Source organism: Paenibacillus sp. L3-i20 (assembly GCF_022180385.2).
In the GTDB taxonomy this organism is placed as follows: domain Bacteria; phylum Bacillota; class Bacilli; order Paenibacillales; family Paenibacillaceae; genus Pristimantibacillus.
In genome coordinates this window covers 1,388,731-1,414,602 of sequence record NZ_BQME02000002.1, presented here as the reverse complement: position 1 = coordinate 1,414,602, position 25,872 = coordinate 1,388,731, and the positions used below count along the sequence as shown (strand labels likewise).

The window sequence follows — 25,872 nt, the reverse complement described above, 5'->3', positions numbered from 1 at the left end:
GAAAGGGAGTTATAATGAAAGCTCAATTGAACCTTTATATTTCATATTTGCAGATGGAGAGACGGCTTTCTGCGAATTCACTGGCATCCTACGAAAGGGATTTAGTGCGCTTTATTTGTTACGCTGAGGATCAAGGCATAACGGAGTGGCAGTCGGTGCAAAGACATCATCTCTCCAAATACATGGCATTGCTCAAAGAACAAGGACGAAAGGCAGCTACAATATCAAGGCACATTGTATCTGTGAGGGCATTTTTTCATTATTTAGCTCTTCGTGGCATTATCGTTCAAGACCCCTCTATACATATGGAGGCGCCAAAACAGGAGAAGAAGCCTCCGCTCGTGTTAACAATTGCTACAACGAGTACTTTACTAGATACACCTAGTACAGAAAGCGCTACCGGCAAACGTGATAAAGCAATGTTGGAGCTTCTGTATGCAACAGGTATTCGAGTTACAGAGCTTGTGTCATTGAATACAGAGCATCTTCATCTGTCACTAGGATATATCCAGTGCATAGGTAGCAGTATGAAAGAGCGAGTAATACCTTTTGGAAGTCATGCTAGTGCTGCGTTAGCATCTTATTTAGATGCAGGCAGAGAGCAATTAGTGACTGAACGAGAGCCAGCTTCAGCATTGTTTCTAAATCACTTAGGAACAAGAATGACAAGACAAGGTTTTTGGAAAATGATCAAAAAGTATGCAAAAGAAGCAAAAATTAATGAGGAAATTACTCCTCATACACTTAGGCATTCTGTCGCTTCGCATCTTCTTGACAACGGAGCAGATGTACGAACGGTACAGGAGTTGCTTGGGCATTCTGATATTGCAACGACGCTCAAGTATACGCAAGTGTCTAAGACAAGAATGAAAGAAGCTTATACTAGCGCTCATCCCAGAGCTTAACAGTAATGTTAAGTCTAGTTCTGAGGATGGATAGGGAGGAATAGGAAAATGAAATTTGATCGTATTGCTGTAATTGTATTGGATAGTGTAGGTATCGGTGAATTGCCTGATGCACCAGATTTTGGTGATGCAGGTTCTCACACATTAGGACATATTGCTGAACGTGTTAATGATTTGGCATTGCCAAACTTGCGAGGCTGGGGACTAGATCGCATCGCTCCGATAGCGAACTGGAAACCTGCTGATGAACCAGCTCGTGCTTATTATGGCAAGATGGCAGAGGTGTCGGTAGGAAAAGATACGATGACGGGTCATTGGGAGCTTATGGGTCTTAAGCTTACGGTTCCTTTCCAAACGTTTCCTGATGGTTTCCCTCCGGAATTAATCGGACCTTTCGAAGAAAGAACGGGACGTAAAGTAATTGGTAATAAATCTGCAAGTGGAACAGAAATATTGGATGAACTTGGCGAAGAGCAGATGAAGAGCGGTGCATGGATCGTTTATACGTCTGCAGATAGTGTGTTTCAGATTGCAGCACATGAAGATGTTATCCCATTAGATGAGCTTTATCGTGCATGTGAAATTGCAAGAGAACTGACAATGGACGAACGCTTCACATTAGGACGTGTTATTGCAAGACCATATAAAGGCGAGCCAGGTTCGTTCAAACGAACATCTAATCGTCATGATTACGCTGTGAAGCCGCCAGAACCTACAGTCTTGGACTCACTAAAAGGCGGCGGATATGATACAATAGCCATTGGCAAAATAAACGATATCTTTGATGGCGAAGGAATTACGGAGTTTGCACCAACAAAAAGCAATGCAGACGGTATCGAGCAAACAATTGAGCGCTTAAAAAATCCGTTTAAAGGCTTATTGTTTACGAACTTGGTTGATTTCGACTCCCTGTACGGACATCGTCGCGATCCTGAAGGTTATGCTCGGGCGCTTGAGGAGTTCGATCAGGCACTTCCTAACTTAGAAAGCGTGCTTGGAGAAAAAGATCTTCTTATTGTTACAGCCGATCACGGCAATGATCCAACACATCCAGGAACAGACCATACTCGTGAATACGTACCGGTTCTTTTATATAGTCCTGCATTCAGATCAACAAAAGAACTTCCGATCTCTGCTACATTCTCTGACTTGGGAGCAACGATTGCAGACAACTTTGGAACTGTGGCTCCACCTAACGGACAAAGCTTTTTAGCCAAACTAGAAATCTAAATAATCACTTTTAGGAGGAATTACTAATGAATCAATTAACAGGAGCACATATTAAAGAAGCAGCACAGTACATACAGGGGAAAATCAATATTACACCGGAAATCGGTTTAATTATGGGTTCCGGTTTAGGTGTACTTGGTGATCTAATTGAAGATGCTGTAACGATTCAATACCATGACATTCCGCATTTCCCAGTTTCCACTGTAGAAGGCCATGCTGGCGAGCTTTTGATCGGAAAATTATCTGGTAGAAACGTAGTGCTTATGCGTGGACGTTTCCACATGTATGAAGGCTATGGCCCAGAATTGACAGCGTTCCCCGTTCGAGTAATGAAGGCAATCGGTGCCCAGTCTCTTCTTGTAACAAATGCTGCTGGCGGCATTAATCTTGACTTTGCATCAGGTAATTTGATGCTTATTTCTGATCACATTAACTTCACCGGAAAAAATCCGCTTATCGGACCAAATGATAATGAGCTAGGTGTTAGATTCCCAGATATGTCTGAGGCATATAGCAAACGTCTTCGTTCAATTGCTAAGGAAATTGCAGAAGCTCAAGGATTCTCCTTACAAGAAGGGGTTTATGTTGGCTTGCTAGGACCAACGTATGAAACGCCAGCAGAAATCCGCATGCTTCGCCAGTTTGGCGCAGATGCTGTCGGAATGTCGACGGTTGCAGAAGTTATCGCAGCACGTCATGCGGGCTTGGAAGTAGTCGGTATTTCCTGTATTACTAACATGGCAGCTGGTATTTTGGATCAACCTTTGTCACATGATGAAGTTATGGAAACAGCTGAGCATGTCAAGTCCCAATTTTTGAACCTTGTATCGGCATTAATTGCTAAAATGTAATCGTCTTTGTAACATAATTGTAACAATTGACTCGACTCAATATGACAGTGTTTTACCGCTTGTTCGTCGTATAATGTCCATGATCATAGAAAGATGGAGTGGACCTAAAAATGGACAAACATTTACTATTACAACTAGAGCGTTTGCGCAACGAAATGGTAAAAACGGCTATAACAGAACAAAATTTGTTGCATCGTGACGTTTTGGTACTTAGTCAAACGCTCGATGAAATTATTGTTCGCGTTCAATCAGAACGCCGTACACTTGCTAAAGTGACCTAACTTGCACAAGGACTGAGGAGGACAACATGAGAGCAGTAGATTTAATTCATAAAAAACGTGATGGCGGAGAGCTTAACTCGGAAGAGATTGCTTTTTTGATAAATGGTTACAGCAAAGGTGATATTCCTGATTATCAAATGTCTGCATTGGCAATGTCGATCTTTTTCAAAGGAATGACAAGTGCGGAAACAGCGGCGCTAACATTAGCGATGGCGGGTTCCGGCGATCAAGTTGATCTATCACCTATCAATGGGATAAAAGTAGACAAACATAGTACAGGTGGTGTAGGTGACAAGACGACACTTATTATTGGTCCTCTAGTTGCCTCAGTAGGTATTCCTGTAGCTAAGATGTCAGGACGTGGTCTTGGTCACACAGGGGGTACTATTGATAAGATGGAATCAATTGCGGGCTTCCATACAGAATTATCCCGTGAAGATTTCATCAAGCAGGTAAACGATATTCATTTGTCTGTTATTGGACAAAGTGGCAACTTAGCGCCAGCAGACAAAAAATTATATGCACTTCGCGACGTAACATCTACGGTAGATTCAATCCCGTTGATTGCGAGTTCAGTTATGAGTAAAAAAATTGCAGCAGGTGCGGATGCCATCGTTTTGGACGTAAAAACAGGCAGCGGCGCGTTTATGAAAACAGTAGAACATGCTGAGAAATTAGCTAGTGCTATGGTGTCGATTGGATCAGAAGTTGGCCGTCAGACAGCAGCTGTTATTAGTGATATGGATCAACCACTTGGTTATTCCATCGGTAATGCGATTGAAGTATTAGAGTGTGTGGATACGCTTAGAGGACAAGGGCCAGAAGACTTGACGGAGCTTAGTCTTGCTTTAGCTGCTCATATGGTTGTTCTAGGCGGCAAAGCATCTAGCTTTGATGAAGCTATGACTCTTCTGCGTAAACAACTTGACAATGGTGAGGCATTAGCTAAATTCCGTGAGTTCATTGTAGCTCAAGGCGGCGATGACAGCTTTGTAGATGACGCTAGCAAGCTTCCTACAGCGCCTTATACTGTTGAGGTACTTTCCACTGAATCTGGCTTTGTACAGGCTATAGAGGCAGAGGAGCTTGGTTTGTCCGCTATGTTGCTAGGAGCGGGCAGAGCGACAAAAGAAGCTGTCATAGACTACGCAGTCGGAATAACTCTTCGTAAAAAGGTTGGCGATGCAGTTAATGTTGGTGAATCGCTCGTAACACTTCATGTTCGTGAGCAGAATGAAAATACTGCTGCAGTAGCTGAACGCGTTAAACGTGCTTACACCTTCAACCAAGAGAAACCATCTGAGCGACCTCTATTATTGTCTGTCGTAACAGTTGACGGAATAACTCGATATAGCGAATAGATTATAGTCAGTCATATGTAAATACGGCACATGAGTGTGTTTAAAGCCTGTTGAGGATCTCCTCAACAGGCTTTTTTAATTAGAAAACCTATTGGACGATAATTGGGAGCCGTTAAAATCGATGCAATTGATGTAACTGACCATTACCAAGTGACTTCATCATCAAATAAATGCGTCGATCGTATAACGAAGCACGACTCTTCTCCTTATAAAAATGTTATTTAACAATAGAAAAACGACTCTTTAGACGTCCCTTTGCAAAAGTATCGTCATTGTTCTGGGAGCTGGTGGAATAATTTGCATACCATTCGTCAACACTGAAAAGGAAAATATATCCGATCTGTGTCGTTAAATGGTATCGCATCACAACACATATCTACCAGGAGGGACAATACGTTGAATAGTCGAATGACATCATTTGTTGCATTGGCATTGGTTTGTACGTTACTGTTGCCAATATCTGTATTTGCAGAAGAGAAGAAGCAAGAACCGAATAGTACATTAGCCGCAGATTTGGCACCGTCAGCTCGTTCAGCTATTTTGATGGATGCTGAGAGCGGTACGGTCATTTATGAGAAAAATAGCCATGACAAGCTCCCGCCTGCGAGCATAACAAAAATTATGACGTTGCTCCTCATTATGGAAGCTCTGGATGAAGGTACAATTAAGCTAACAGACCAAGTAAGTACGAGCGAATATGCAGCATCGATGGGTGGCTCTCAAATTTTTCTGGAACAAGGCGAAGAAATGTCCGTTGATGACATGATCAAAGGCATAGCGCTTGCATCGGGTAACGATGCATCCGTTGCGATGGCAGAGAAGCTTGCCGGAACCGAGCCTCAGTTTGTGGCAATGATGAATAAACGTGCCCAAGAACTTGGTATGAACGATACACATTTTGTTAATCCAAATGGTTTGCCAGTAGAAGGTCATTACTCCTCTGCTCATGATATTGCAGTTATGTCGAGAGAGCTTTTGAAACATAGTGAAGTGACCAAATATACAGGGCTCTATCAAGACTATTTGCGCAAAACATCAGAAAAACCATTTTGGCTAGTGAACACAAATAAGCTGGTTCGGTTTTATAGTGGGGCTGATGGATTGAAAACGGGGTTTACTAGTGAAGCAAAATATTGTTTATCAGCAACAGCAAAGAGAGACAATCTTCGAGTCGTCGCAGTCGTTATGGGTGAACCAACAACGAAGCAGCGCAATGTAGAGGTTTCCCAAATGTTTGATTATTCTTTTGCCCAATATATAAACCACCCGATTATCGGAGAAGGCGAGACGATGGGTACCGTTAAAGTTGAAAAAGGGATGGAATCAGAACTCTCATTAGTTGCTAAGCAGCCTTACAGCGTACTTTTGAAAAAGGGCAGTCCAACAAAAGACATTCGTTATGAACTTAAGCTCGATGGGAAATTAAAAGCGCCAGTCCAAGAAGGACAACAATTAGGAAAGTTAATTGTTTATCAAGATGACCAGGTATTAAAGGAATATGATATCGAATCACCCCAGTCAGTAAAGAAGGCTAACTGGTGGAACATGTTGAAGCGTTCCGCTAGCGGGTTGTTCCATTAAGTGTTAATTACCTACATTTTTTGTCATCTCATAGCGGTATGCTTCTAGTTTTGTCGGTGTGCAGGAATCGGAAGCTCATTTGGAGAATTGCTAGTTTTATCTCGGCGAGTGTAACCATTACCCGAAAAGGAGATGAACAGCATAATGAGTCTGCAAATTGAATTGGAGCATTACCGCAACGTATTGATTGTACGGCTTCATGGAGAGCTTGACCATCATACCGCAAATACAGTCAGATTCAAGATGGAAGAATCGCTCCTGCGGGACAACGTCAATCATGTCATTTTAAGTCTTAAGGAACTTCAGTTTATGGACAGTTCAGGGCTTGGTGTCATTTTGGGCAGGTACAAACAAGTGAAGGGCAAAGGTGGAAAAATGATCGTATGCGATGTCAATCCTGCGGTTCGGCGATTGTTTGAATTGTCAGGGTTGTTCAAAATCATATCGGTTCACGACAACGAACGAACTGCTATTTCGAGTTTGGAGGTGGTGTCATGACAGGGAAAAACGAAATGAAACTTTCGTTCAGTGCCCGTTCGGAAAACGAAGCATTCGCACGGATAACTGTTGCTGCTTTCGTGTCCCAGCTTGATCCAACGCTTGAAGAGTTAAATGATTTAAAAACTGCGGTATCAGAGGCTGTTACGAATGCTATCATTCATGGTTATGAGAGTGATGCAACTCGTGCAGTAACGATTGTAGCTACTATTGATCGAGACACTGTCTCGATCGCCATCTCGGATGATGGTCGGGGAATAGAAGATGTGGAGCTTGCTCGCCAGCCGCTCTACACGTCCAAGCCAGAGCTTGAGAGATCAGGTATGGGATTTACGATTATGGAGAATTTCATGGACCGTTTCGAAGTTTCTAGTACAGTGGGCGGCGGTACCCGCGTTGAAATGCTGAAACGCATCGAGTCAAAAAAAGCGCTCTATAATTAGGGCATAGGGGTTGAGCCTCATGAATGTCGATTTGAAGCAATCAGGCCAGCCTTATCTGGATGATGCCGAAGTTAAGCGACTTATCGCTTTGAGCCAATCTGGTGATACGGTGGCTAGGGATACATTAGTTGGATGTAATATTCGACTCGTATGGTCAGTCGTTCAGCGTTTTATCAACCGGGGATACGAGCCAGAAGATCTGTTCCAAATTGGATGTATTGGTTTGCTTAAGTCTGTTGACAAATTCGATTTGTCTTATGACGTAAAGTTTTCAACGTATGCGGTTCCTATGATAATAGGAGAAATTCAACGTTTCCTAAGAGATGACGGAACATTGAAGGTAAGTAGATCACTGAAAGAGACAGCTAATAAAGTAAGAAAAATGAAAGACGAGCTGTCAAAAACATTGGGACGTCTACCTACCATCTCTGAAGTCGCAGAACGACTAGGCATTACGCCAGAAGATGTCGTGTTCGCACAAGAAGCGAATAAGCCGCCAACGTCGATTCATGAGACCGTATTTGAAAACGACGGAGATCCTATTACGTTAATGGATCAGATAGCTGATGAATCTCAAGATCGCTGGTTTGATAAGATGGCTCTTGAAGAAGCAATTGAGGGATTAAATGAGCGCGAGCGGTTAATCGTATTTTTACGATACTACCGGGACAAGACGCAATCTGAAGTAGCAAGCAGGCTAGGTATTTCTCAAGTCCAAGTTTCACGGCTAGAGAAAAAAATATTACAAACGATACGAGATCAAATCGCCCAGTAGGCGGTTTGGTCTTTTTTTTGTTAATTGGTAGTTTATTCAATTCAGATTGTATGAAATTGGCTGAGTATCCTTATCCTCCTCGTCTCATACTAATGGGGATCACACCAAGTTTAGGCAGAAGGGATGATGACATATGGACGTTTCTAGCCATTCAGTTCTCTATCTGCGTCTCAAAAAAAGAATATATATAAAGTCGTCCCAAACGGTGACACTAGGGCAAATAGCAAGGTTACTAACTGATGATGAAGAAATGGAGGAACGTTTAACAGAGCTAGTACTCTACAAGCATGACAAATCAGATGGAAATCGCGTCGTTATCGATCTTTTGCAAATTGTAAAATCGTTGCGGCAAATGACGCCCAATATTGCCATTGAGCCTTACGGTGACCCTCAGGTGCTACTGATGGTTGCCGATAAGCCAGTTAAGCCGCGATATGTTGTTCTTGTACTGGCGTGGCTTCTACTTTTTTTCGGCGCAGGTCTTGCGATTATGAACTTTCATACGGATGTGAATATGAAAGATGTTCATATTCGAATTGTTGAACTAATAACAGGGAAACGGGAGGATCATCCGCTCTGGTTCCAAATTCCTTATTCGGTTGGTATCGGTTTAGGCATGGTACTATTTTTCAACCATCTGTTTAAAAAGCGGTTTAATGAGGAACCGAATCCACTTGAGGTCGAGTTGTTTATGTATCAAGAAAACTTAAATGATTATGTTATTGCAGATGAGATGCGCAAAAAAAATCATATCGACCAGCAAGAAGGCGGCCCCTATGATTGAATTGGCTTCTAATCTTTTTATCGCCATATTAGGTCTTGCAGGCGGCTTAGCGGTAGGAAGCGGGTTAGTTGCTCTTCTTATCGTATTTGACCTCATTCCTCGCTTAGCGCAGCTAGCCAGAGCGTTCCGAATGTCTATTTGGTTCGAAACAGCAATTGTAAGTGGTTCGCTGTATTGGACATTTGCAGATTTTATGGATTGGAGACTGAATCTGCCTTATGTAAGTTTAATCAGTGTTTCAGGATTATTCGATGGCATATTTGTAGGCATGTTAGCTGCTGCGCTGACCGAGGTGATGAATGTATTGCCGATATTGGCAAAACGAATGAAGCTGTCTCGTTTTATTGCGAGTTTGGTCATGGCCATGGTATTAGGAAAGACGTTAGGGTCACTATTTGATTGGCTCGTATTTCAGTGGTAGTTTAACGATTAATTTGAAAGGGGTGACCAGCAAATGAGTGAACATCAGGATGGCAATGAGCAAGATGCTAGCGATGATGAAAAGAATTCTCCGCAAGGCAAGATGTCGGAGGAACAACAACAAGAAGAGTCGCAAAAAGGCGGGAGCTACGCTCTTGGAGCGAGTCAAAAAGAACATACTGCTGGACAACATTCATCTTCACAGAGCGAAGGCGATAAAAAAAAGAAAAGGGGCATTCCATCCAATTTGGAAGAGGTGCTTCACCGATTAGAAGTGGAGCTTGGCTATAAGACAAGCTTCGATATTGTCGTTAGAGAAATGACCTTTGGTGAAATACGTACAGTAATGTTTTGCATGAATGGTCTAGTGAAAGAAGAAATACTTACCGAGGTGTTGAAGAGGCTATCCTATCTCCATTCTGAGGACTTAGATAGTGGAGCTCTGCATTCTTTTCTAGATCTTTATGTGCCGGCGGCACAGGTGAACCTGGAAGACGATTGGGACAATCTTATCTATTGTGTCTTATCCGGTGGGACTGCATTGTTTATCGATGGCGAGTCGCAAGCGATCAAAATTGATGCCAAAAACTTCCCTGCACGAGGTTTGGAGGAGCCATCCTTAGAAAAGGTTGTACGAGGCAGCCGCGATGGTTTTATTGAGACGTTAATGGTCAATGTTTCTTTGGTGCGAAGAAGATTGCGTGATCCAATGCTTCGTTACGAGCTGGTCAGTGTTGGAGAACGTACGAAGACAGATGTTTGCATTGCGTATATAGATGATATCGTCGATAAAGAGATGTTGAAGTCGATCAAAGAAAAGATAGCAATGGTGAAAATTGATGGATTGCCTCTTGCAGACAAGCAGCTTGAGGAAGCAACGATCAAAAGAGGCTGGAGTCCATTCCCGCTCGTTCGTTATTCGGAGCGGCCAGATACAGTAGCATCTCATATGCTGGAGGGTGCAGTGGCAATTTTTGTAGACACTTCTCCGAGTGTTATGACATTACCTACAGGTTATGCTGATCTCATGCAGCATGCTGAAGAAAATCGGCAAACGCCATTTATCGGAACCTATTTACGGTGGGTTAGATTTATTGGCATCTTTGCTTCACTGTTTTTGTTGCCCCTTTGGCTTTTGTTTGTTATGCATCCTGAATTTGAGCCGGCGATATTTGAGTTCATTGGTCCTAACAAAACAGGGAAAATACCGCTGTATGTCCAATTTGTTTTAGCTGAAATCGGCGTTGACTTACTGCGTATGGCATCTGTTCATACTCCCAAGTCGCTTGCTACTGCAATGTCGCTTGTTGCTGCTATATTGATTGGTGACATCGCTGTAAAAACAGGTGTTTTTGTCAATGAAGTCATTCTTTACATGGCTATTGCTGCGATTGGTATGTTTGCAACACCAAGCTATGAGCTAGGCCTTGCGAATCGTATCGTTAGGTTAGTTCTACTATCAGCAGTAGCTGCTTTTAATGTTGCGGGATTAGTAATTTCAACAACTGTTATAATGCTCATCCTTGTCAATGAACGTTCAGTGAATAGACCGTACATGTGGCCTATCATACCATTCGATGCAAAAGCGCTTTGGAATATTATAATCCGCCAACCCGTTTTGCATAATCGTACAAGACCTAACATCCTGCGTCCGCAAGAAAGAGACAAGATGCCGAATTAGTAGTAATTGTGCAAAAATACAAATGAAATGTGAAATTATCCATTTCGGATGCGCCCCTCTTGCGTTATACTGTTGCTATAGATGCAAACCAAAATTTGTCTACTAAATGCAGTAGAAGAAAAGCGAGGGGTAGCAATGTTTCTACATGGAACTAGCAACATTAACACTAATGGTCATTTAGAGATCGGTGGTTGTGACGTAACCGATTTGGCAAAGGAGTTCGGCACGCCGTTATATATTGTGGATGAAGCATTAATTCGCAAACGTGCAAGCGAATATGTAGAGGCATTTAAAGCTTCCGGATTAAAGTTTCAAGTGGCTTATGCGAGTAAAGCCTTTAGCGTTATGGCAATGTGTGCGATTGCTGAGCAAGAGGGACTTTCTTTAGACGTTGTATCCGACGGCGAGCTATATACTGCCTTGCAAGCTGGGTTCCCAGTTGAACGTATTCACTTCCATGGCAACAACAAAACACCAGATGAGATCAATATGGCGTTAGATGCAGGAATCGGCTGTTTTGTTGTGGACAACTTTAACGAGCTTGACTTGCTTAATGCATTAGCTGGTGATAAAGGCAAAAAAGTAAACATTTTGCTTCGGATTACACCAGGAGTAGAAGCACATACACATGATTATATTTCGACAGGACAACAAGATTCCAAGTTTGGTTTCGATTTAGGAAATGGCTCCGCTAAGCAAGCGATTGTAGCAGCGATGGGTTTATCCAATCTAATCGTTCTTGGAGTACATTCACATATTGGTTCACAGATTTTCGAAGTTGAAGGCTTCCGTATGGCTGTAGATAAAGTATCCGAATTTGCAGTTTCCATTCGTTCTGAGCTTGGATTAACGTTTAAAGTGATTAACTTGGGTGGAGGTTTTGGTATCCGTTATGTAGACGGAGACACTCCGCTTCCAATTAGTGAATATGTAGGCGCGATTACAGATGCGATCAAAACAAATTTCTCAAAAGCAGATTTCCCGCTTCCTGAAATTTGGGTTGAGCCAGGTCGTAGTATGGTTGGAGATGCAGGAACAACGTTATATACAGTTGGGACAAGCAAGCACATTCCGGGTGTTCGCAAATATATTGCAGTTGACGGCGGTATGACAGACAATCCTCGTCCAGCATTATATCAATCGAAATACGAAGCTATTTTGGCGAATCGTGCAAATGATGCAGTGGAAGAAACCGTATCAATCGCTGGTAAGTGCTGTGAGAGCGGTGATATGCTTATTTGGGATCTTGAGCTTCCTAAGGCTGTAGGCGGAGATCTGTTGGCTGTATTCTGTACAGGTGCGTACAATTATGCGATGGCGAGCAACTATAATCGTATACGTCGTCCAGCAGTAGTATTTGTCAAAGATGGCTCTGCTGATCTAGCTGTTAAGCGTGAATCTCTGGACAATATTGTGTGCAATGACGTTATTCCGGTAAGACTGCAAAAATCCACACTTGCGAAGTAAGTGCAAAATTGGTAACGTAGTACTATTCGGATAAAGAGAGGTAGATGCAAAATGGCAAAACAAGCAAAAATTAAACTAGCAAACGGTGGAGAAGTTCATTTGGACTTGTTCGATACGGATGCTCCTAATACGGTTGCAAACTTCGAAAAACTAGTAAACGATGGTTTCTACAATGGATTGTCGTTCCACCGCGTTATTCCAGGTTTCGTAGCTCAAGGCGGTTGTCCTAATGGTAGCGGTGCAGGCGGTCCTGGTTACACAATCAATTGTGAAATCAATCCTAACAAACATGAGCGCGGAACTCTTGCTATGGCTCATGCTGGACGCAACACAGGTGGAAGTCAATTCTACATCTGTTACCAACCACAGCCACATCTTGATGGCGGACACACAGTGTTTGGCAAAGTAACAAAAGGTATGGAGTTTGTTGACGCACTTAAAGGCGGAGACAAGATGGAAAAGGTTGAAGTTTTGGATGTTTAATAATTTGCATTTAGTTATACATTTGTAATTGTTTTTCTTGCTGGGCAGGAAGATCAATTATTTAATTTGAAAATCGCCACAAACCTTGATACATAAGGGTTTGTGGCGTTTTTTTTGATCGAAATAGAGTGTTGGAAGGTTTTTGGTAGGAAAGTATTAATAATAAAAAGCAATCACAGGACTCTATGGGACATTATTTTAGAAGCTTGTCCAATGTTATTAGAGCATCCTTTTGCATGTTAGGTAACATATGAGAATATGTGTCTAGTGTAAATTTGATCGATGCGTGACCTAGAAGTTCTTGCACGATTTTCGGATGAACTCCAGCACCCAATAAAAGGGAAGCGCAAATGTGTCGTAGATCGTGAAAACGGATTACACGCATGTTAGTGTTTTTCAATATCCGTTTAAAAAACTTATCAAAATTGTCAAGGCTAACTGGGTCACCGTTTGGTTGGCAAAGTACTAAATCACGTTGTTCGTAATTTTTCTGTAACTTCATTAAATCCTGTTCGTTTTCACATTGTTGTATTTGTTCCCAACGCAATTTAATACTTGCAGTCCTATGCGTTTTAATCTCACTTAGAGCGTCAGGTAGAAGCGTTTTGATTCTTACCACTTGCTTTTACTCGTTTATAAGGCTTCAAGGTTTGTTGGATACTTATCATAAGTCGTACAGAAAGCTCGATTCGTCGGAGGCGAACGATGTCATTGATTGGTCTATTCTTTGCCCTAGCATTTCACTCGAAAGAAGGAACTAGCTGATAATACAAAACGAAGAATAGCCCGCGGTTTAATGAAGTTAGTCATAAAAAGCCCAGCACCGGTTATTGTTCGCATTGGTCAAACGATCGATGTAACAAATTTAGCAGGAGGTCATTGTGACAGAATTTTATATTGGAGCAAACGGATGTGCCGAAGGAATTTAAAGAAGAAATTGGGCAGGCAGGAATAACAATGCACGATCTGCAAGAAAAGCTTAGAGCGCACAGGAAGTAGTGTGAATTCCGACGAAGTGACGAAGTAATTCTATGAATAAGCGGTGAACATGAATGAATTGAAAATGTATTTTATTCGGCCACGATTACATGTGGAGTATGACTCGTAAAACCAGTTACAAATGTCGTCAGTGCGGAAAAGCTAAGCGTTAGCGAGCGCGATACAACTAAACGAATAGGGAAATTGCGCAGTAGACACATAATGCGCAATAAGAAAAACGGCAAAAGTGCCGGCAGATTATTGATGATTCAAACAATACAAAAACCATACTGCGTGATTTTGTTCATCGGATGCGGCTTGTTGAAACGTCTCCCTGATGAAAGCATCATTGGTTTCTCTTGCGATTTTATGATAAAAATCGACTGTTTCTTGTTCATCCTTAAATGATGCAAGCACTCCACTTCTAAAGTTAGCGGCACATTGTCCAGTTAGTTGAGGAGAATGTGTCATATCTGTTAGATATGTGTATATTCGGGAGATCAAGTGATAATGCCTAATTTCGTCATTTCTTATTTCAAGGATTCGATTTTTAATTTCTTGTGTTGGGGCCTGATTTGATAATTGCTCATAACAGTGAATAGCGTGAAACTCACCATTTAAAGCTTTGGTTAAATCGGCAACAATCTTTATATTTGTAGAAGGCTGCCTAGTGTAGTATTGTATCTTATTCACTCCTTTTGAATCAAAGTTTGATTAAGCTTAATATACGGATTCTTGTCAATCGGCAATATTCCTGATCTTAACTAATTCGTTTATAAAATAATCTAATTGTTCTTGAGAAGATCCTATAACTGCTGAATTACGTTTATTATTAAGTGCTTGATAATCTTGTTGTAAAGCGTCGAGCGCCAATCCTGCAGCAAGCGCGGCTATCCCATCGCCTATTGTAGCAATCGAGGCTCCTATAAAAGCCAGCTTGGCGATTTCGATATCACGTAAATCGTTATTGATATCCAAATGTTGTTCCCTCCCAATTTCACCTGCATTAATATATGTGCGTTTGCCTGAGGAGGTGAAGTGTTAGATTAATGAAAATACTATTCTTTATCAATCGGATGTTTAATTTTATCTTTATATTCATCCAAAAAAAGCTGACCATTGCTGCTTTTAACGGCATAGAATATGTTCTCTAATTTTGTGCCATGAGACTTTAGTTGAGATAGCAACCATGATTCGGGAATATGATTGGAGTTTAAGTTCTCAACCAAAATATGTCCGTCAATTATAAGCTCAATTGGGAACTGAGTGGCATTACCTGCATTTAACTTCATGTCTTTTAATGTCACGGTTTGTAGTTCTTTTTTCTTTTGAACAGATAGTTTTCCATTAATCTCAAGGAGGGCGTATTCCACTTCTTCTATATCAAAAATCTCCTTCTGGCGAAGCTGCTGGTTTAAAGAATCCATAGTCATGTTATTCTTTTTTAAGTTATTTTCAAGAATATTTCCCCCTTCTATGAGAACGGTTGGTGTTCCTTCAGTCCACATCTTAAAGTTTCTATATTTCAGAAACAGTTTTGATAAAGCAAAAGAAGTAATTGTGAAAACAGACAGGGCTATTAATAGGTGGATGACTTGTATCTTTTCGTTAAATGCAAAGTTAGCTGCCATAGCACCCAATATGACCGCCGTCACGAATTCGTGAAAGTTCATATTGGAAAGTGTTTGTTTCCCCAATATTCTTGCAATTAACATGAGAATTACGAATGCAGAAAAACTTCTGATTAAAATAACAATATGGTCCATGCACAAAACTCCTTGTTTTAATATTTGTAGGCATCAATAACTAAGGTGCTCGATTGATTGGAATAATATACCAGTCAAAAACAGATAAATACATTGGACTGGAGATGATGAATTTTGAAATTGAGTACAAAAGTTGTTGCATGAGTTTTAAAAACGAGGTTGATATGCGCTTCATAGGGAGGATTTGGGGGACAAACTATCGAGCTTACAAAAGAACAGGTTAGTGATATTAATCATGCGCTTGGATTGAATTTCTAGAAGAAATCAACCACAAATTACTACTATTGCGTTGGTAATAGACTGAACTGGAGCGATTTGCTAGACAAGGGGTTGGTAACAAGGAGTCCTGGATGGACGGAAGGGAAAACATACTTTCGTCTTACGTTTGAAGGTATGAAGATGGTTTTCCAAAAGCCGATTTCGAGAAAATATTTCAACGATTTGCCGTGAAGATTCATGAATATTGAGGAGCTTGGGAACGATAGGATGAAAATACGGTATATATTTGCACAACTCAATGACAAGTGTGAGGAGTACATGCAAGAGGTCATCATCAGAAAATAAACGCCTGGACTGTCTCTCGTTAATTGAACTACCGTCTATGCAAACAATTATCTCTGTTAGCTAGATCGTTTGGCGAATAAACGGTCAGTTCAATAGATTACGGAATTTATACATACATTAATCCAAGAAGATGCAAGATCCCTAATATGCCCATTGGATAGATAATCATTCTTGAGTAAAAATTTTTAAAATTATTATTTGGATGCTTCTCAAAGAAAAAATGTACTAATACGTGAAAAATTATGAACAGATCTATTATTACGAAAGATAAAAAATGATGGCTTACAAATGAAAATATTAATATCGTATATAGTGGTAGATGAAGAATTGTAAATACTTTGAATGCACGTTTATCTTCCATATCTTTAAGAATAAGAAACATCTTCCATTCTTTGGCTCTTATTGCATCCATTTCGTGCAAACATAGGAGAGCAAAATTAAATGAAAAAACCATTAGTAATAATGATGACAAATCCACACCTCATTAATGAACTATATTTAGTGAAATCTTATCTCTCCTTAACTGATTAATAATACGAATAACAAATAATTTAGTTTCCTGCTCTATGTATTTTAATTGGCGTTTGAATAATCAAATACATGGGAGGTAATAGGTAAAGCAAAAATCGCAGTATTAAACAGGATGAAAATTGTTGATTGGTCATGCTTAGGCGAGGAATGTGAGTATGTCCTTACCGAGAACTCCGAGGATAATCATGGTGAATTAATTGCTGCGGGTTTCTCAGAAGAACAGATTCAAGAAGCTGAATGCTGTGATATGGAAGAGATTGATCTGGCCACAATTGCTTTCAATCATGCTGGAGCCAAATGGTTTCACAGTCAAGTTGGTTTCAGTGACGATCTGAATATTCCAATGAAAAGATTGCCGATTACAATATGAACACTGTACTGAATATTGAGGATCATTAGGTAATTAAAAAAACCTGCCACTAAGGGCAGGCCGGATACTAATTATGTTCAGGTCGCTTTACTTGAAGTGGTGGAGGGATAAGCCAACCTTTTTCTTTGCTCAACTGGAGTATTTTTAAACCTAAAGCTGATTTCGTGAGATGGTATTTAGCAAATAATGCTCCAATATCTTCTCTAATTGACTGACCCATAGCTTGACTGCAAGCTACCAGTCCTAATGATGCGTCAGCCGCAATTATAGCGGCAATTTCAGGGTCAGAGAATCTTGCGCCGACTGGAATGTCTTCAAGTTTAACTGGGGGTCTCTCAGGCATCGCTGGTGTAGGAGTAATCCCATTGTCAGTAAGCAGAGTATCGAGTTCTTTAATCTCTAGCTTAGCTTGATCAATAAGAGCATCCAGTATTTTTTTTAGCTCTTTGTCTCCGGCATGATTTAAGTAGGCTTGGTAACATGATACTGCACCTTTAGCTACAGTAGAGGCCGTCCAGACACTAAAGATTTCACCATAGTGCATAGGTTCATCTTTTGGGTTACCGCTCAAAATGCCCATTTTATCTCTCCTCAAATAGTGGTTTAACAACTAGAGTAGTTTGTCCCAATTTTAAGGGATTAATGTGTACTACTGAGCATATGTAGCATATATGTGACTTTCCTTTTAGTTGTTTGATATTTTCGCAGTAGACACATTTCATTGTTATTGACTGCGAGAGTGGAGAACGTTTTATTCATGATAAAGGTGGGCGATTCGAATGGGAAGGTAGACAGGTCTTAATTTAAAGGAGTTTAGGAGGATGTTACTCCTCCGTGCCCTCAACTAAGTCATCTTGATCGCTACCCCATATATAATCAAATCCCGGTTTTATATCTGGCACATCCTTTTCTTTCTTTGCTTCAACTTGTTCTTGCTTTAATTTTTTATTTTTTTCATCTAGCACTGGTTGTCCCTCCTTTTCTTACTTGTCTAATATGCCCTTTACATGAAGAAACATTAAAATAGGTCACTCTTGTTGATCTGATGGATAACTGCTGCCTAAAAACAGAACATATGGTCGATTTATTGAGAGAGGAGGGATAAATGGTCGTCGTTATAGAAAGACAACAGGGTGTTTTAAAACTAATTGAAGCTAACGAAGGAATCTCAATGAAAGAATTGTTGCAGCTAGTCATCAATAGTCAAAGTAGCTTAAGCGGAATCATGACTAACTTAGTCAACAAGGAGCTTATCTGTAAAGCAGGAAGCAAGAGAGAATGTCGCTATTATCCTATAGGCATTAAATACTCAGTAAACATTACAAGTTCGAAAGGATGCATCTCGATTGAGACGTTGGCTTAAGCAATGGAGATGGGGATTTATCGGTGCATGGATCGTGTTACTTGTTTACTCAGCTACAGTATATTTTGCGATTGAAGGCCAACCAATAGCCGTAGCGCATCAACTTTGACTGAGGATGAGCAACACAAGCTTAAAGAGGTGTTGGACATTTTGAGCTCAATAGAGCGGGAGGTCTTGATATTGGCAAAAGGTCAGGGTTTTCCACATGAGTATATTGCCAACATGCTAAACATGCAAAAGGGTAGCGTTGATGTAATGGTCCAGTGTGCTCATAAAAAAGTATCAGCATAATGGCAGACAAGCTTATTTTGAAGGTGTAGGATAAGCGGTTGAAATCATACAGATCACTAGAGGTAACAAAGGGGAGGAATTGCAATGCTTATATCAAAAGATGAACTTCCAATAGTTCTGGAACCGCCTCATATTCAAAAAAATTTAGGCATTGGCAGGAGAGCGACATATGAATTTCTTAATGAGCCACCCTTTACGGCAAGACGGGTTGGGAAGAACAGAATGATTAAAGTTTCTAAAGAAATATTTTTCGTATGGTTAGAGGGCGAAAAGAAGCAGGGATGAAAATCCTTGCTTTTTTATTTTTTAGGTGGTAACATTTCATCAATGTTTAGCTTGAATAGCCACATGCAGTGATAGGTTTTCTGGTAGGAACCTTGGTAGGGTTTAAAGTGGAGCTTGGTAGGATATTGGCAGGCAATCACTTATCATGCTTTGACATGATGGGATACGATATCTTAAAAAAAGACCAAAAACCCCTAAGAATAAGGGTTTCTAATCACCATATGACACGATCTAAACATTATTAAACACAAATAAATTAATTAGCTTTCCTTCGGGGTAGGGTGAAATTCCCAACCGGCGGTGATCGGAATGCAATGCGGAACGGACAACCGTACGTGATGCACTTCCGTCAGTCCGTGACCCGGGCTAGTGATTACAAGTGAGCAGAGTGCTCCTTTGTTTCATTGGAACGGTGGACCTGGTGTAATTCCGGGACCGACAGTAAAGTCTGGATGGGAGAAGGAGAAGCTTCGGCAGGCTACGTTTGTTTTATTTAGCTTGTTCTCTTGTGAGTTATCTCACAAGTTGGATGGGTTTTTTTGACAATGTGGAAGTGCTGGTTCTGACTGCATAAAGGCAGTCTCTTTGTGATCGCATTTGAGATCCTTAAATTAGAACCAATCTGTCGTTGTTCTCACAATCTTAACCCCCCTGTCGGCAAGCAAGCCGGTGAGGGGGTTTTTCTGTTTTGCTAGATGTATTAAATGATGAGTATTACATGCGTCTTGCGCTTGATATGGCGGCTAAAGCTTCAGGCCAAACGGACATAAACCCAGTTGTGGGATGTGTCGTTGTGAAGGATGGAAGAATAGTTGGTATTGGTGCACATTTGAAACGTGGCGAAGGTCATGCCGAAGTTCATGCGTTAAACATGGCAGGTGATGCTGCTGAAGGTGCGACTGTTTATGTAACGCTTGAGCCATGTAGTCATCATGGTAAGACACCGCCTTGCTGTGACAGAATTATTGATTCTAAAGCATCAAGAGTTGTCGTAGCAACAACTGATCCTAATCCAGTCGTTGCTGGAAGAGGAGTTAAGCGACTTCTGGAGCATGGAATAGACGTTGAAGTTGGGTTGCTTAAAGCTGAGTCGTTCCAAATGAATGAGAAATTCAACAAATTTATTACGTCATCATTTCCATTCGTAACTCTAAAAACAGCAAGCACATTGGATGGGAAAATTGCGACTGAAACTGGTCATAGCAAATGGGTTACAGGAGCTGTAGCGAGAGAACAAACACATATGCTTCGACATCAGCATGGCGGTATTATGGTCGGTATTGGCACAGTGATAGCAGACGACCCCCAATTAACGACAAGAGCTGTAGTACCAGCAATTAATCCAGCACGAGTTATCGTTGATTCTAAGCTAAGATTGCCTTTAACGGCACGAGTTGTAACTGATCATTCGGCTCGAACTATTGTTTTAACTACTAGCAGAGCCGATCAAACTAAACGAAATCAACTTATTGAAGCGGGAATTGAAATTATTTCATGCGGAGATGGAGAGGAAGTTGATTTGCTTTACGCTATGAGTGAACTCGGCAAACAAGAAATTGGTTCCATTTTACTCGAAGGTGGAGGCAAACTTAACGGTGCAATGTTAGAAGCGGGACTTATTGATAAAGTGATATTATTTTTCGCCCCAAAAATTATTGGTGGAGACCTCGCACCGCAAAACTTTGCATTTAAGGGGCGTACATTAATGGATCACGCAATTCAGTTAAAAGGGATAAAGGTGGAAATGGCAGGCGACGATATTTGCGTTACTGGATATCCTATTTATACAAGCAGTTAGTCTGACAGGAAGGAGTGATTAATTGTTTACTGGATTAGTTGAAGAAGTAGGCAAATTAAAGAGTGTATCGAGGCAAGGCGAAGCAATGGTTATAACGATTAGCGGAGCTATTGTAACAAAGGATGTAAAGCTCGGAGACAGCATATCTGTTAATGGCGTTTGTCTTACGGTTACTTCTTTTGACCGATCTAGTTTCACAGTTGATGTGATGCCGGAGACGTATCGCAAATCAAGTTTGCATGAACTAAAGACCGGTGAACCTGTTAATTTGGAGAGAGCAATGCAAGCAGGAGCACGATTCGGTGGGCACATCGTACAAGGGCATGTTGACGGTACAGGGCATGTGGTATCTCGTAAGGTGGATGCTAACGCTGTAGTCTTTACCGTTCGTTTAACTGATCCAAATAATCTTCGATATATTATTCCGAAGGGCTCAGTCACAATCGATGGAGTAAGCCTAACAGTCGTCGATACGACGGAAGACGGATTTACAGTATCTATCATTCCTCATACATTAGCCCAAACCGCACTGCAAAATAGATATTCTGGACATACCGTAAACATAGAAAGCGATATTATCGGCAAATATGTGGATCATCTGCTTCATTACAAGGAACCAGAAAAGAATAAGCGCGGCGAGACTTCAAAGTTATCTACAGCCTATTTAGTGGAACATGGTTTCATGTAATTTGTTACTAACGGCACGAGCAGGCTCAAGTCTCTAAAAGAGAATGAGCTGCATATAGAGGAGGGAATCGGGATGGATGCGAATAATACTGAGCAAGACTATTTCGACCGAATAGAAGATGCTGTTGAAGATTTAAAAAGCGGCAGACCGATTATCGTAGTTGATGATGAAGATCGTGAGAATGAAGGCGATTTAATCGCTCTGGCAGACAAAACGACACCTGAAGTAATAAACTTCATGATATCTGAAGCTCGTGGTCTTGTCTGTGTTCCTATAACACAAGAACGCGCTAATGATCTTGATTTACCACCTATGGTATCGCAAAATACGGATTATCATGGAACTGCTTTTACTGTGTCGATTGATCATACATCCACGACAACGGGCATATCTGCATATGAACGTTCATTAACAGTAAAGGCATTAATTGATCCTCAAGCAAGAGCTGCTGATTTCCGTAGACCAGGTCATATTTTCCCACTAATTGCAAAAGAAGGAGGCGTCCTCCGTCGTGCAGGTCATACAGAAGCGGCAATTGATTTAGCGAAACTAAGTGGTTCTGCTCCTGCTGCTGTCATCTGTGAAATTATTAAAGAAGACGGCACGATGGCGAGACTTCCTGACCTTATTGAATTTAAAGGAAAACACGGATTAAAACTTATTACAATTAAAGAGCTTATTCGATATCGCAATGAGAAGGAAAAGCTGGTTGAACGAGCTGTTGATGTGAAGATGCCAACTGACTTTGGTCAGTTTAGAGCGATAGCTTATACGAACCAGGTTGATCAAAAGGAGCATGTAGCCCTAGTTAAGGGGGAGATTAACTCCGATGAACCTGTACTAATAAGAGTTCATTCAGAATGCCTTACAGGCGACGTATTCCATTCACATCGCTGCGATTGCGGTCCTCAGTTAGATGCTGCACTTCGTCAAATTGATGCTGCAGGCAGCGGCATATTGCTATATATGCGTCAAGAGGGACGGGGTATAGGTTTAATTAACAAGTTAAAAGCTTATGAATTGCAAGAGCAGGGCTTTGACACGGTCGAAGCAAATATCAAGTTGGGCTTTGCTCCAGATTTACGGGAATATGGGATCGGTGCTCAAATATTGAAAGATCTTGGCGTAAGGAAAATCAAATTGCTGACAAATAATCCACGCAAAATAAAAGGGCTTGAAGGTTATGGTCTTGAAGTTGTAGAGCGTGTGCCTATCCAGATGGAAGCTAATGAAAGCAATCAACATTATTTGCGAACAAAAAAGGCTAAGTTAGGACATATGCTTCGATTTGAAGGCTCTGAAGTGTAATAATATGCATTCATTTTTATCAAAAATTATAAAACTGAGAGGAAGTTATTAGCATGACGAAATATTATGAGGGACATTTAGTATCAAAAGGTTTAAAATATGGTGTAGTTGTAGGTAGATTTAACGAATTTATATCCGGAAAGCTGCTCGGTGGTGCTCTTGATGCATTCAAACGTCATGGTGCTGAAGAAACGGACGTGGAAGTTGCTTGGGTTCCAGGTGCATTTGAAATTCCGCTAATCGCACAGAAGATGGCAGAAAGCGGAAAGTACGATGCTGTAATTACATTAGGTGCTGTTATTCGTGGTTCAACACCACATTTTGACTACGTATGCAACGAAGCTGCAAAGGGAGTTTCAGCTGTAGCTCTTAAAACAGGAGTTCCAACAATCTTTGGTGTTCTCACCGTTGATTCAATTGAACAAGCAATTGAGCGTGCAGGTACAAAAGCAGGTAACAAAGGATATGAAGCGGCAGTTACCGCTATCGAAATGGCTAATTTAACAAAGCAGCTGCAGGGTTAATCTCTCCAGCTGCGTTAAGCGGGAGGTTGCGCTAGTGTCTGTGCTTTACAAGCTTGATGCATTCGAAGGTCCACTGGATCTGTTACTTCATCTGATCGATAAATCAGAGATTGATATTCATGAAGTGTCCATCAGCGAAATTACAGTTCAGTATATGGAGTATTTGGATGCCTTAAAGGAGCTTGAGCTTGAGGTAACAAGTGAGTTTCTTGTTATGGCGGCGACGTTGCTTGCGATTAAAAGTAAGCAACTCCTGCCTAAGCCTCCGATTTTTGAGGATGAGTATGAAGAATGGCATGATGATGGACTCGATCCACGTGATGAATTGATCCAAAAGCTCGTTGAATATCGGAAGTTTAAGCAAATTGCCGATCAGTTGCGCGAGAAGGAGCTTGAACAAAGTTTAATCTACTCAAGAGAGCCGGAAGATATGACTCCATTCCAGAAGGAAGAGAAGGTTAATCCAGTAGAAGGCTTACATATTTCGGATCTTGTTGCTGCATTCCAGAAAGCGCTGCGAAGAGCAGCTAGAAGGAATGTTATTGCAACAGTTCAACGTGATGAAATATCAGTTAAAGATCGAATTAGAGATATTGTAGATGTGCTGAGGCAACATGAAACGGTACGATTTTCAAAGCTTATTCGTGAAAATATGAATAGACATGAGATCGTCGTGACGTTTCTTGCGATTTTGGAGCTGATGAAGATGAAAAATATCCGTTGTTTTCAACATTCGCTCTTTGACGATATCGTCATTCATTGGAGAGGGGAGAACGACGGAAATGGATTATCAGAAGCTGAAGTCGATTATTGAAGGACTTTTATTTATGGCAGGGGACGAAGGTTTGACAAAACGTCAGCTTGCCGACATATTGGAGCTTGATGCCGATTTCGCATCAGAGCTTGTCTATGATCTTCAACGCGATTTAGAACGTGAAGCAAGAGGCATACAAATTACAGAGGTGGCATCTGCTTATCGGATGACTACACATCCCGAGCATGCCCCATATTTCGAGAGAATGGCTTATTCACCAACAAGGGCACAGCTGTCACAAGCTGCTTTAGAAACGTTGTCAATTGTTGCCTACAGACAACCGATCACAAGGATCGATATTGAAGAAATTCGCGGAGTGAAAAGTGACAGGGCCATTCAATCGTTAGTCTCCAAAGATTTGATTGAAGAAGTAGGACGAGCTGAAGCGATAGGCAGACCTATTTTATATGGAACGACGAAATCATTTCTAGATTACTTCGGATTAGCTTCAATAAAAGGGCTTCCAGAGCCTAAACATGTTGATGTTGATGATGCTTTGGATGAGCAAACACAGATGTTATTTGACAGACTCGATGGTCGTCAATTAACAATTGATGAATTGAAAGAATGAGAATTGACCGCAGAGCCATACTATATTCAACCTATATTAGGGAACGGAGGAAGCATTGAGATGCTTAGTCACCCTTACGGTTGGATGATGGCAGGCGGTCTCTTTTTTTTGCTCATCATAATCGTAATTTTAGCATCTCCTATCGTTGTGAATGGAAAAGTGCGATGGGTAGGAGAAGATGAAGATGCGGAGCTAAATATTAGAGCACTGTTTGGTTTGATTCGCTACCAATACAAAATACCATATGTACGTTTTACAGGAAAATCGCTCAAGTTGGAGGAAGAAGTAAATCAGTCTGATGTTGGAATAAATACGTGGAAACAGTTTAATGATGAAATTGATGCTGAGAAAGTAACGAGTTTTATTGATAAGTTTAAACACATCCTTTATATTACACGTGATTTGAAGGGGTGGATAAGAGGTACGTTATCTAAAGTGAACATTACGGAATGGAAATGGTCTACAGCAGTTGGAACAGGCGATGCGATGTGGACTGCAATGGCGACAGGATCACTGTGGTCGGTCAAAACATCTATCATTGGCGTTATTTCACAGATGGTTCATGTGAAGGCACAACCAATGATGGAAGTTAGCCCTAATTTTCAAAAGGCTGCTTTTGCAACAGAGTGGTCGTGCATAGCTCAAATCCGCTTCGGTTATGCTATTCTTGCCGGACTGCAATTATTAGTTCGCATGAAGAAATGGAAAGGAGGCGTCAAAGCATGGCAGAACACCCTATTCAAGGCCTAATGCAAACCGCAATGGAAAATATTAAAGAGATGGTTGATGTTAATACAATTGTAGGTGACCCTGTTCAAACGCCAGACGGTAGTATTATTATGCCGATCTCAAAGGTAGGCTTCGGTTTTGTCGCTGGCGGCAGCGATATTCGAACTGAAGGTGCTGATAAACATGGCAGCTCTGGAAATGATGCACATCACTCGACAGTTTCATTGCCATTTGGAGGCGGTAGCGGTGGTGGAGTATCTATTACGCCAATTGCCTTCTTGGTTGTAGGAACACAAGGTGTTAAAATTGTGCCACTTGATAACGGAACGCATCTTATTGAAAAAGTTATCGATTCGGCTCCAAAGGTGTTTGATAAGCTTCAAAGTATGATGAAGCAACCATCGGGCAATACAGAATTTACTGAAACAACAACGACCATCATAGATGGTCATGTTACAGATGATTCTCAAAGTATCTAAATTGAAATAAGTTTGAAACTGCCCGCAAGGGCAGTTTTTAATTTTTTTAGTTG

The 25,872-nt window shown here is 41.1% G+C and carries 33 protein-coding genes and 1 riboswitch; of the genes, 26 read left to right on the top strand and 7 right to left on the bottom strand.

Annotated features, from left to right (window positions below):
• Window positions 1–14 precede the first annotated feature (14 nt).
• From xerD to MFF31_RS20120, 14 genes are all read left to right on the top strand, one after another.
• Entirely contained in the window at window positions 15–905 is an 891-nt protein-coding gene (xerD, locus tag MFF31_RS20185) for a site-specific tyrosine recombinase XerD (protein ID WP_238190404.1), read from the top strand.
• A gap of 48 nt (window positions 906–953) precedes the next feature.
• Window positions 954–2,135, top strand: coding sequence for a phosphopentomutase (gene deoB / locus MFF31_RS20180; RefSeq protein WP_238190402.1), 1,182 nt, complete (start codon window positions 954–956; stop codon window positions 2,133–2,135).
• A gap of 26 nt (window positions 2,136–2,161) precedes the next feature.
• Window positions 2,162–2,986 carry a purine-nucleoside phosphorylase gene (locus MFF31_RS20175; protein WP_238190400.1) on the top strand — a complete coding sequence of 275 codons (825 nt, stop codon included), beginning with the start codon at window positions 2,162–2,164 and terminating at the stop codon, window positions 2,984–2,986.
• A 110-nt stretch (window positions 2,987–3,096) separates the two neighbouring features.
• Entirely contained in the window at window positions 3,097–3,267 is a 171-nt protein-coding gene (locus MFF31_RS20170; protein ID WP_238190398.1) for an aspartyl-phosphate phosphatase Spo0E family protein, read from the top strand.
• A gap of 26 nt (window positions 3,268–3,293) precedes the next feature.
• Complete coding sequence (locus tag MFF31_RS20165) at window positions 3,294–4,628, top strand: pyrimidine-nucleoside phosphorylase (protein WP_238190396.1); 1,335 nt, start codon at window positions 3,294–3,296, stop codon at window positions 4,626–4,628.
• Window positions 4,629–5,024: 396 nt separating this feature from the next.
• On the top strand, window positions 5,025–6,209 hold the full coding sequence (locus tag MFF31_RS20160; protein ID WP_375541335.1) for a D-alanyl-D-alanine carboxypeptidase family protein: 1,185 nt from the start codon (window positions 5,025–5,027) through the stop codon (window positions 6,207–6,209).
• Between the two features lie 144 nt (window positions 6,210–6,353).
• Entirely contained in the window at window positions 6,354–6,707 is a 354-nt protein-coding gene (spoIIAA, locus tag MFF31_RS20155; RefSeq protein WP_238190394.1) for an anti-sigma F factor antagonist, read from the top strand.
• Window positions 6,704–7,150, top strand: a complete 447-nt coding sequence (spoIIAB, locus tag MFF31_RS20150; protein ID WP_238190392.1) for an anti-sigma F factor — start codon at window positions 6,704–6,706, stop codon at window positions 7,148–7,150. The genes spoIIAA and spoIIAB overlap by 4 nt, the downstream gene beginning before the upstream one ends.
• A 19-nt stretch (window positions 7,151–7,169) precedes the next feature.
• Window positions 7,170–7,925, top strand: coding sequence for an RNA polymerase sporulation sigma factor SigF (gene sigF / locus MFF31_RS20145; protein WP_238190390.1), 756 nt, complete (start codon window positions 7,170–7,172; stop codon window positions 7,923–7,925).
• 133 nt (window positions 7,926–8,058) lie between these two features.
• Entirely contained in the window at window positions 8,059–8,709 is a 651-nt protein-coding gene (locus tag MFF31_RS20140) for a stage V sporulation protein AA (RefSeq protein ID WP_238190389.1), read from the top strand.
• Window positions 8,702–9,130, top strand: a complete 429-nt coding sequence (locus MFF31_RS20135; protein ID WP_238190387.1) for a stage V sporulation protein AB — start codon at window positions 8,702–8,704, stop codon at window positions 9,128–9,130. The genes MFF31_RS20140 and MFF31_RS20135 overlap by 8 nt, the downstream gene beginning before the upstream one ends.
• Window positions 9,131–9,163: 33 nt before the next feature.
• Window positions 9,164–10,810: a spore germination protein gene (locus MFF31_RS20130; protein WP_238190385.1), complete on the top strand. Its 1,647-nt coding sequence runs from the start codon at window positions 9,164–9,166 to the stop codon at window positions 10,808–10,810.
• Between the two features lie 135 nt (window positions 10,811–10,945).
• Window positions 10,946–12,277, top strand: a complete 1,332-nt coding sequence (gene lysA, locus MFF31_RS20125) for a diaminopimelate decarboxylase (RefSeq protein WP_238190384.1) — start codon at window positions 10,946–10,948, stop codon at window positions 12,275–12,277.
• Window positions 12,278–12,328: 51 nt separating this feature from the next.
• Window positions 12,329–12,760, top strand: coding sequence for a peptidylprolyl isomerase (locus MFF31_RS20120; RefSeq protein ID WP_238190382.1), 432 nt, complete (start codon window positions 12,329–12,331; stop codon window positions 12,758–12,760).
• Window positions 12,761–12,953: 193 nt separating this feature from the next.
• Here the strand turns inward: MFF31_RS20120 and MFF31_RS20115 are convergent, their stop codons facing one another.
• From MFF31_RS20115 to MFF31_RS25335, 5 genes are all read right to left on the bottom strand, one after another.
• Window positions 12,954–13,379: a tyrosine-type recombinase/integrase gene (locus MFF31_RS20115; protein WP_309296692.1), complete on the bottom strand. Its 426-nt coding sequence runs from the start codon at window positions 13,377–13,379 to the stop codon at window positions 12,954–12,956.
• A gap of 617 nt (window positions 13,380–13,996) precedes the next feature.
• Window positions 13,997–14,422: a ferritin-like domain-containing protein gene (locus tag MFF31_RS20110; RefSeq protein WP_238192162.1), complete on the bottom strand. Its 426-nt coding sequence runs from the start codon at window positions 14,420–14,422 to the stop codon at window positions 13,997–13,999.
• Between the two features lie 54 nt (window positions 14,423–14,476).
• A complete protein-coding gene (locus MFF31_RS20105) occupies window positions 14,477–14,716 on the bottom strand; it encodes a translation initiation factor 2 (protein WP_238190381.1) in 240 nt (79 codons plus the stop codon).
• 80 nt (window positions 14,717–14,796) lie between these two features.
• Complete coding sequence (locus MFF31_RS20100; RefSeq protein ID WP_238190379.1) at window positions 14,797–15,504, bottom strand: DUF421 domain-containing protein; 708 nt, start codon at window positions 15,502–15,504, stop codon at window positions 14,797–14,799.
• Window positions 15,505–16,174: 670 nt separating this feature from the next.
• Entirely contained in the window at window positions 16,175–16,522 is a 348-nt protein-coding gene (locus tag MFF31_RS25335) for a DUF6713 family protein (RefSeq protein WP_309296702.1), read from the bottom strand.
• A gap of 189 nt (window positions 16,523–16,711) precedes the next feature.
• Here MFF31_RS25335 and MFF31_RS20095 point away from each other — a divergent pair, with 189 nt between their 5' ends.
• The gene (locus tag MFF31_RS20095) at window positions 16,712–16,969 is read left to right on the top strand and encodes a hypothetical protein (protein ID WP_238190377.1); all 258 of its coding nucleotides are present in this window, start codon (window positions 16,712–16,714) and stop codon (window positions 16,967–16,969) included.
• Between the two features lie 67 nt (window positions 16,970–17,036).
• On the opposite strand, the gene MFF31_RS20090 is transcribed toward MFF31_RS20095, so the two are convergent.
• Both MFF31_RS20090 and MFF31_RS20085 read right to left on the bottom strand, forming a co-directional pair.
• A complete protein-coding gene (locus MFF31_RS20090) occupies window positions 17,037–17,549 on the bottom strand; it encodes a DUF3231 family protein (protein ID WP_238190375.1) in 513 nt (170 codons plus the stop codon).
• Between the two features lie 244 nt (window positions 17,550–17,793).
• Complete coding sequence (locus MFF31_RS20085) at window positions 17,794–17,934, bottom strand: hypothetical protein (RefSeq protein ID WP_238190373.1); 141 nt, start codon at window positions 17,932–17,934, stop codon at window positions 17,794–17,796.
• 381 nt (window positions 17,935–18,315) lie between these two features.
• Here MFF31_RS20085 and MFF31_RS25260 point away from each other — a divergent pair, with 381 nt between their 5' ends.
• From MFF31_RS25260 to ytfJ, 11 genes are all read left to right on the top strand, one after another.
• Window positions 18,316–18,441: a hypothetical protein gene (locus tag MFF31_RS25260; RefSeq protein WP_282570544.1), complete on the top strand. Its 126-nt coding sequence runs from the start codon at window positions 18,316–18,318 to the stop codon at window positions 18,439–18,441.
• A 29-nt stretch (window positions 18,442–18,470) separates the two neighbouring features.
• On the top strand, window positions 18,471–18,623 hold the full coding sequence (locus MFF31_RS25470) for a hypothetical protein (RefSeq protein ID WP_375541368.1): 153 nt from the start codon (window positions 18,471–18,473) through the stop codon (window positions 18,621–18,623).
• 84 nt (window positions 18,624–18,707) lie between these two features.
• Entirely contained in the window at window positions 18,708–18,908 is a 201-nt protein-coding gene (locus tag MFF31_RS20080) for a DNA-binding protein (protein WP_238190371.1), read from the top strand.
• 263 nt (window positions 18,909–19,171) lie between these two features.
• Window positions 19,172–19,376, top strand: a riboswitch (FMN riboswitch).
• A gap of 220 nt (window positions 19,377–19,596) precedes the next feature.
• Window positions 19,597–20,706, top strand: a complete 1,110-nt coding sequence (ribD, locus tag MFF31_RS20075; protein ID WP_238190369.1) for a bifunctional diaminohydroxyphosphoribosylaminopyrimidine deaminase/5-amino-6-(5-phosphoribosylamino)uracil reductase RibD — start codon at window positions 19,597–19,599, stop codon at window positions 20,704–20,706.
• Between the two features lie 22 nt (window positions 20,707–20,728).
• Window positions 20,729–21,394: a riboflavin synthase gene (gene ribE / locus MFF31_RS20070; protein WP_238190367.1), complete on the top strand. Its 666-nt coding sequence runs from the start codon at window positions 20,729–20,731 to the stop codon at window positions 21,392–21,394.
• A 72-nt stretch (window positions 21,395–21,466) separates the two neighbouring features.
• Window positions 21,467–22,702 (top strand): bifunctional 3,4-dihydroxy-2-butanone-4-phosphate synthase/GTP cyclohydrolase II, encoded by a 1,236-nt coding sequence (locus MFF31_RS20065; RefSeq protein WP_238190365.1) that lies wholly within the window; start codon window positions 21,467–21,469, stop codon window positions 22,700–22,702.
• 53 nt (window positions 22,703–22,755) lie between these two features.
• Complete coding sequence (ribH, locus tag MFF31_RS20060; RefSeq protein ID WP_238190364.1) at window positions 22,756–23,226, top strand: 6,7-dimethyl-8-ribityllumazine synthase; 471 nt, start codon at window positions 22,756–22,758, stop codon at window positions 23,224–23,226.
• Between the two features lie 34 nt (window positions 23,227–23,260).
• Complete coding sequence (locus MFF31_RS20055; RefSeq protein ID WP_238190361.1) at window positions 23,261–24,040, top strand: segregation and condensation protein A; 780 nt, start codon at window positions 23,261–23,263, stop codon at window positions 24,038–24,040.
• Window positions 24,009–24,611, top strand: coding sequence for an SMC-Scp complex subunit ScpB (scpB, locus tag MFF31_RS20050; RefSeq protein WP_238190360.1), 603 nt, complete (start codon window positions 24,009–24,011; stop codon window positions 24,609–24,611). Before MFF31_RS20055 ends, scpB begins: the two co-directional genes overlap by 32 nt.
• A 60-nt stretch (window positions 24,612–24,671) precedes the next feature.
• Entirely contained in the window at window positions 24,672–25,361 is a 690-nt protein-coding gene (locus MFF31_RS20045) for a DUF2953 domain-containing protein (RefSeq protein WP_238190358.1), read from the top strand.
• Window positions 25,334–25,819, top strand: coding sequence for a GerW family sporulation protein (gene ytfJ, locus MFF31_RS20040; protein ID WP_238190357.1), 486 nt, complete (start codon window positions 25,334–25,336; stop codon window positions 25,817–25,819). The genes MFF31_RS20045 and ytfJ overlap by 28 nt, the downstream gene beginning before the upstream one ends.
• The last annotated feature ends 53 nt before the right edge of the window (window positions 25,820–25,872 follow it).

Coding starts and splice junctions, on each gene's coding strand:
- scpB (WP_238190360.1), top strand. CDS start 24,009: ATGGATTATCAGAAGCTGAAGTCGATTATTGAAGGACTTTTATTTATG.
- MFF31_RS20135 (WP_238190387.1), top strand. CDS start 8,702: ATGATTGAATTGGCTTCTAATCTTTTTATCGCCATATTAGGTCTTGCA.
- MFF31_RS25335 (WP_309296702.1), bottom strand. CDS start 16,522: ATGGTTTTTTCATTTAATTTTGCTCTCCTATGTTTGCACGAAATGGAT.
- MFF31_RS20130 (WP_238190385.1), top strand. CDS start 9,164: ATGAGTGAACATCAGGATGGCAATGAGCAAGATGCTAGCGATGATGAA.
- spoIIAA (WP_238190394.1), top strand. CDS start 6,354: ATGAGTCTGCAAATTGAATTGGAGCATTACCGCAACGTATTGATTGTA.
- sigF (WP_238190390.1), top strand. CDS start 7,170: ATGAATGTCGATTTGAAGCAATCAGGCCAGCCTTATCTGGATGATGCC.
- ytfJ (WP_238190357.1), top strand. CDS start 25,334: ATGGCAGAACACCCTATTCAAGGCCTAATGCAAACCGCAATGGAAAAT.
- spoIIAB (WP_238190392.1), top strand. CDS start 6,704: ATGACAGGGAAAAACGAAATGAAACTTTCGTTCAGTGCCCGTTCGGAA.
- lysA (WP_238190384.1), top strand. CDS start 10,946: ATGTTTCTACATGGAACTAGCAACATTAACACTAATGGTCATTTAGAG.
- xerD (WP_238190404.1), top strand. CDS start 15: ATGAAAGCTCAATTGAACCTTTATATTTCATATTTGCAGATGGAGAGA.
- deoB (WP_238190402.1), top strand. CDS start 954: ATGAAATTTGATCGTATTGCTGTAATTGTATTGGATAGTGTAGGTATC.
- MFF31_RS20095 (WP_238190377.1), top strand. CDS start 16,712: ATGAAAATTGTTGATTGGTCATGCTTAGGCGAGGAATGTGAGTATGTC.
- MFF31_RS20170 (WP_238190398.1), top strand. CDS start 3,097: ATGGACAAACATTTACTATTACAACTAGAGCGTTTGCGCAACGAAATG.
- MFF31_RS20175 (WP_238190400.1), top strand. CDS start 2,162: ATGAATCAATTAACAGGAGCACATATTAAAGAAGCAGCACAGTACATA.
- MFF31_RS20165 (WP_238190396.1), top strand. CDS start 3,294: ATGAGAGCAGTAGATTTAATTCATAAAAAACGTGATGGCGGAGAGCTT.
- MFF31_RS20045 (WP_238190358.1), top strand. CDS start 24,672: ATGCTTAGTCACCCTTACGGTTGGATGATGGCAGGCGGTCTCTTTTTT.
- MFF31_RS20100 (WP_238190379.1), bottom strand. CDS start 15,504: ATGGACCATATTGTTATTTTAATCAGAAGTTTTTCTGCATTCGTAATT.
- MFF31_RS20140 (WP_238190389.1), top strand. CDS start 8,059: ATGGACGTTTCTAGCCATTCAGTTCTCTATCTGCGTCTCAAAAAAAGA.
- MFF31_RS20080 (WP_238190371.1), top strand. CDS start 18,708: ATGCTTATATCAAAAGATGAACTTCCAATAGTTCTGGAACCGCCTCAT.
- MFF31_RS20090 (WP_238190375.1), bottom strand. CDS start 17,549: ATGGGCATTTTGAGCGGTAACCCAAAAGATGAACCTATGCACTATGGT.
- MFF31_RS20120 (WP_238190382.1), top strand. CDS start 12,329: ATGGCAAAACAAGCAAAAATTAAACTAGCAAACGGTGGAGAAGTTCAT.
- ribH (WP_238190364.1), top strand. CDS start 22,756: ATGACGAAATATTATGAGGGACATTTAGTATCAAAAGGTTTAAAATAT.
- MFF31_RS20065 (WP_238190365.1), top strand. CDS start 21,467: ATGGATGCGAATAATACTGAGCAAGACTATTTCGACCGAATAGAAGAT.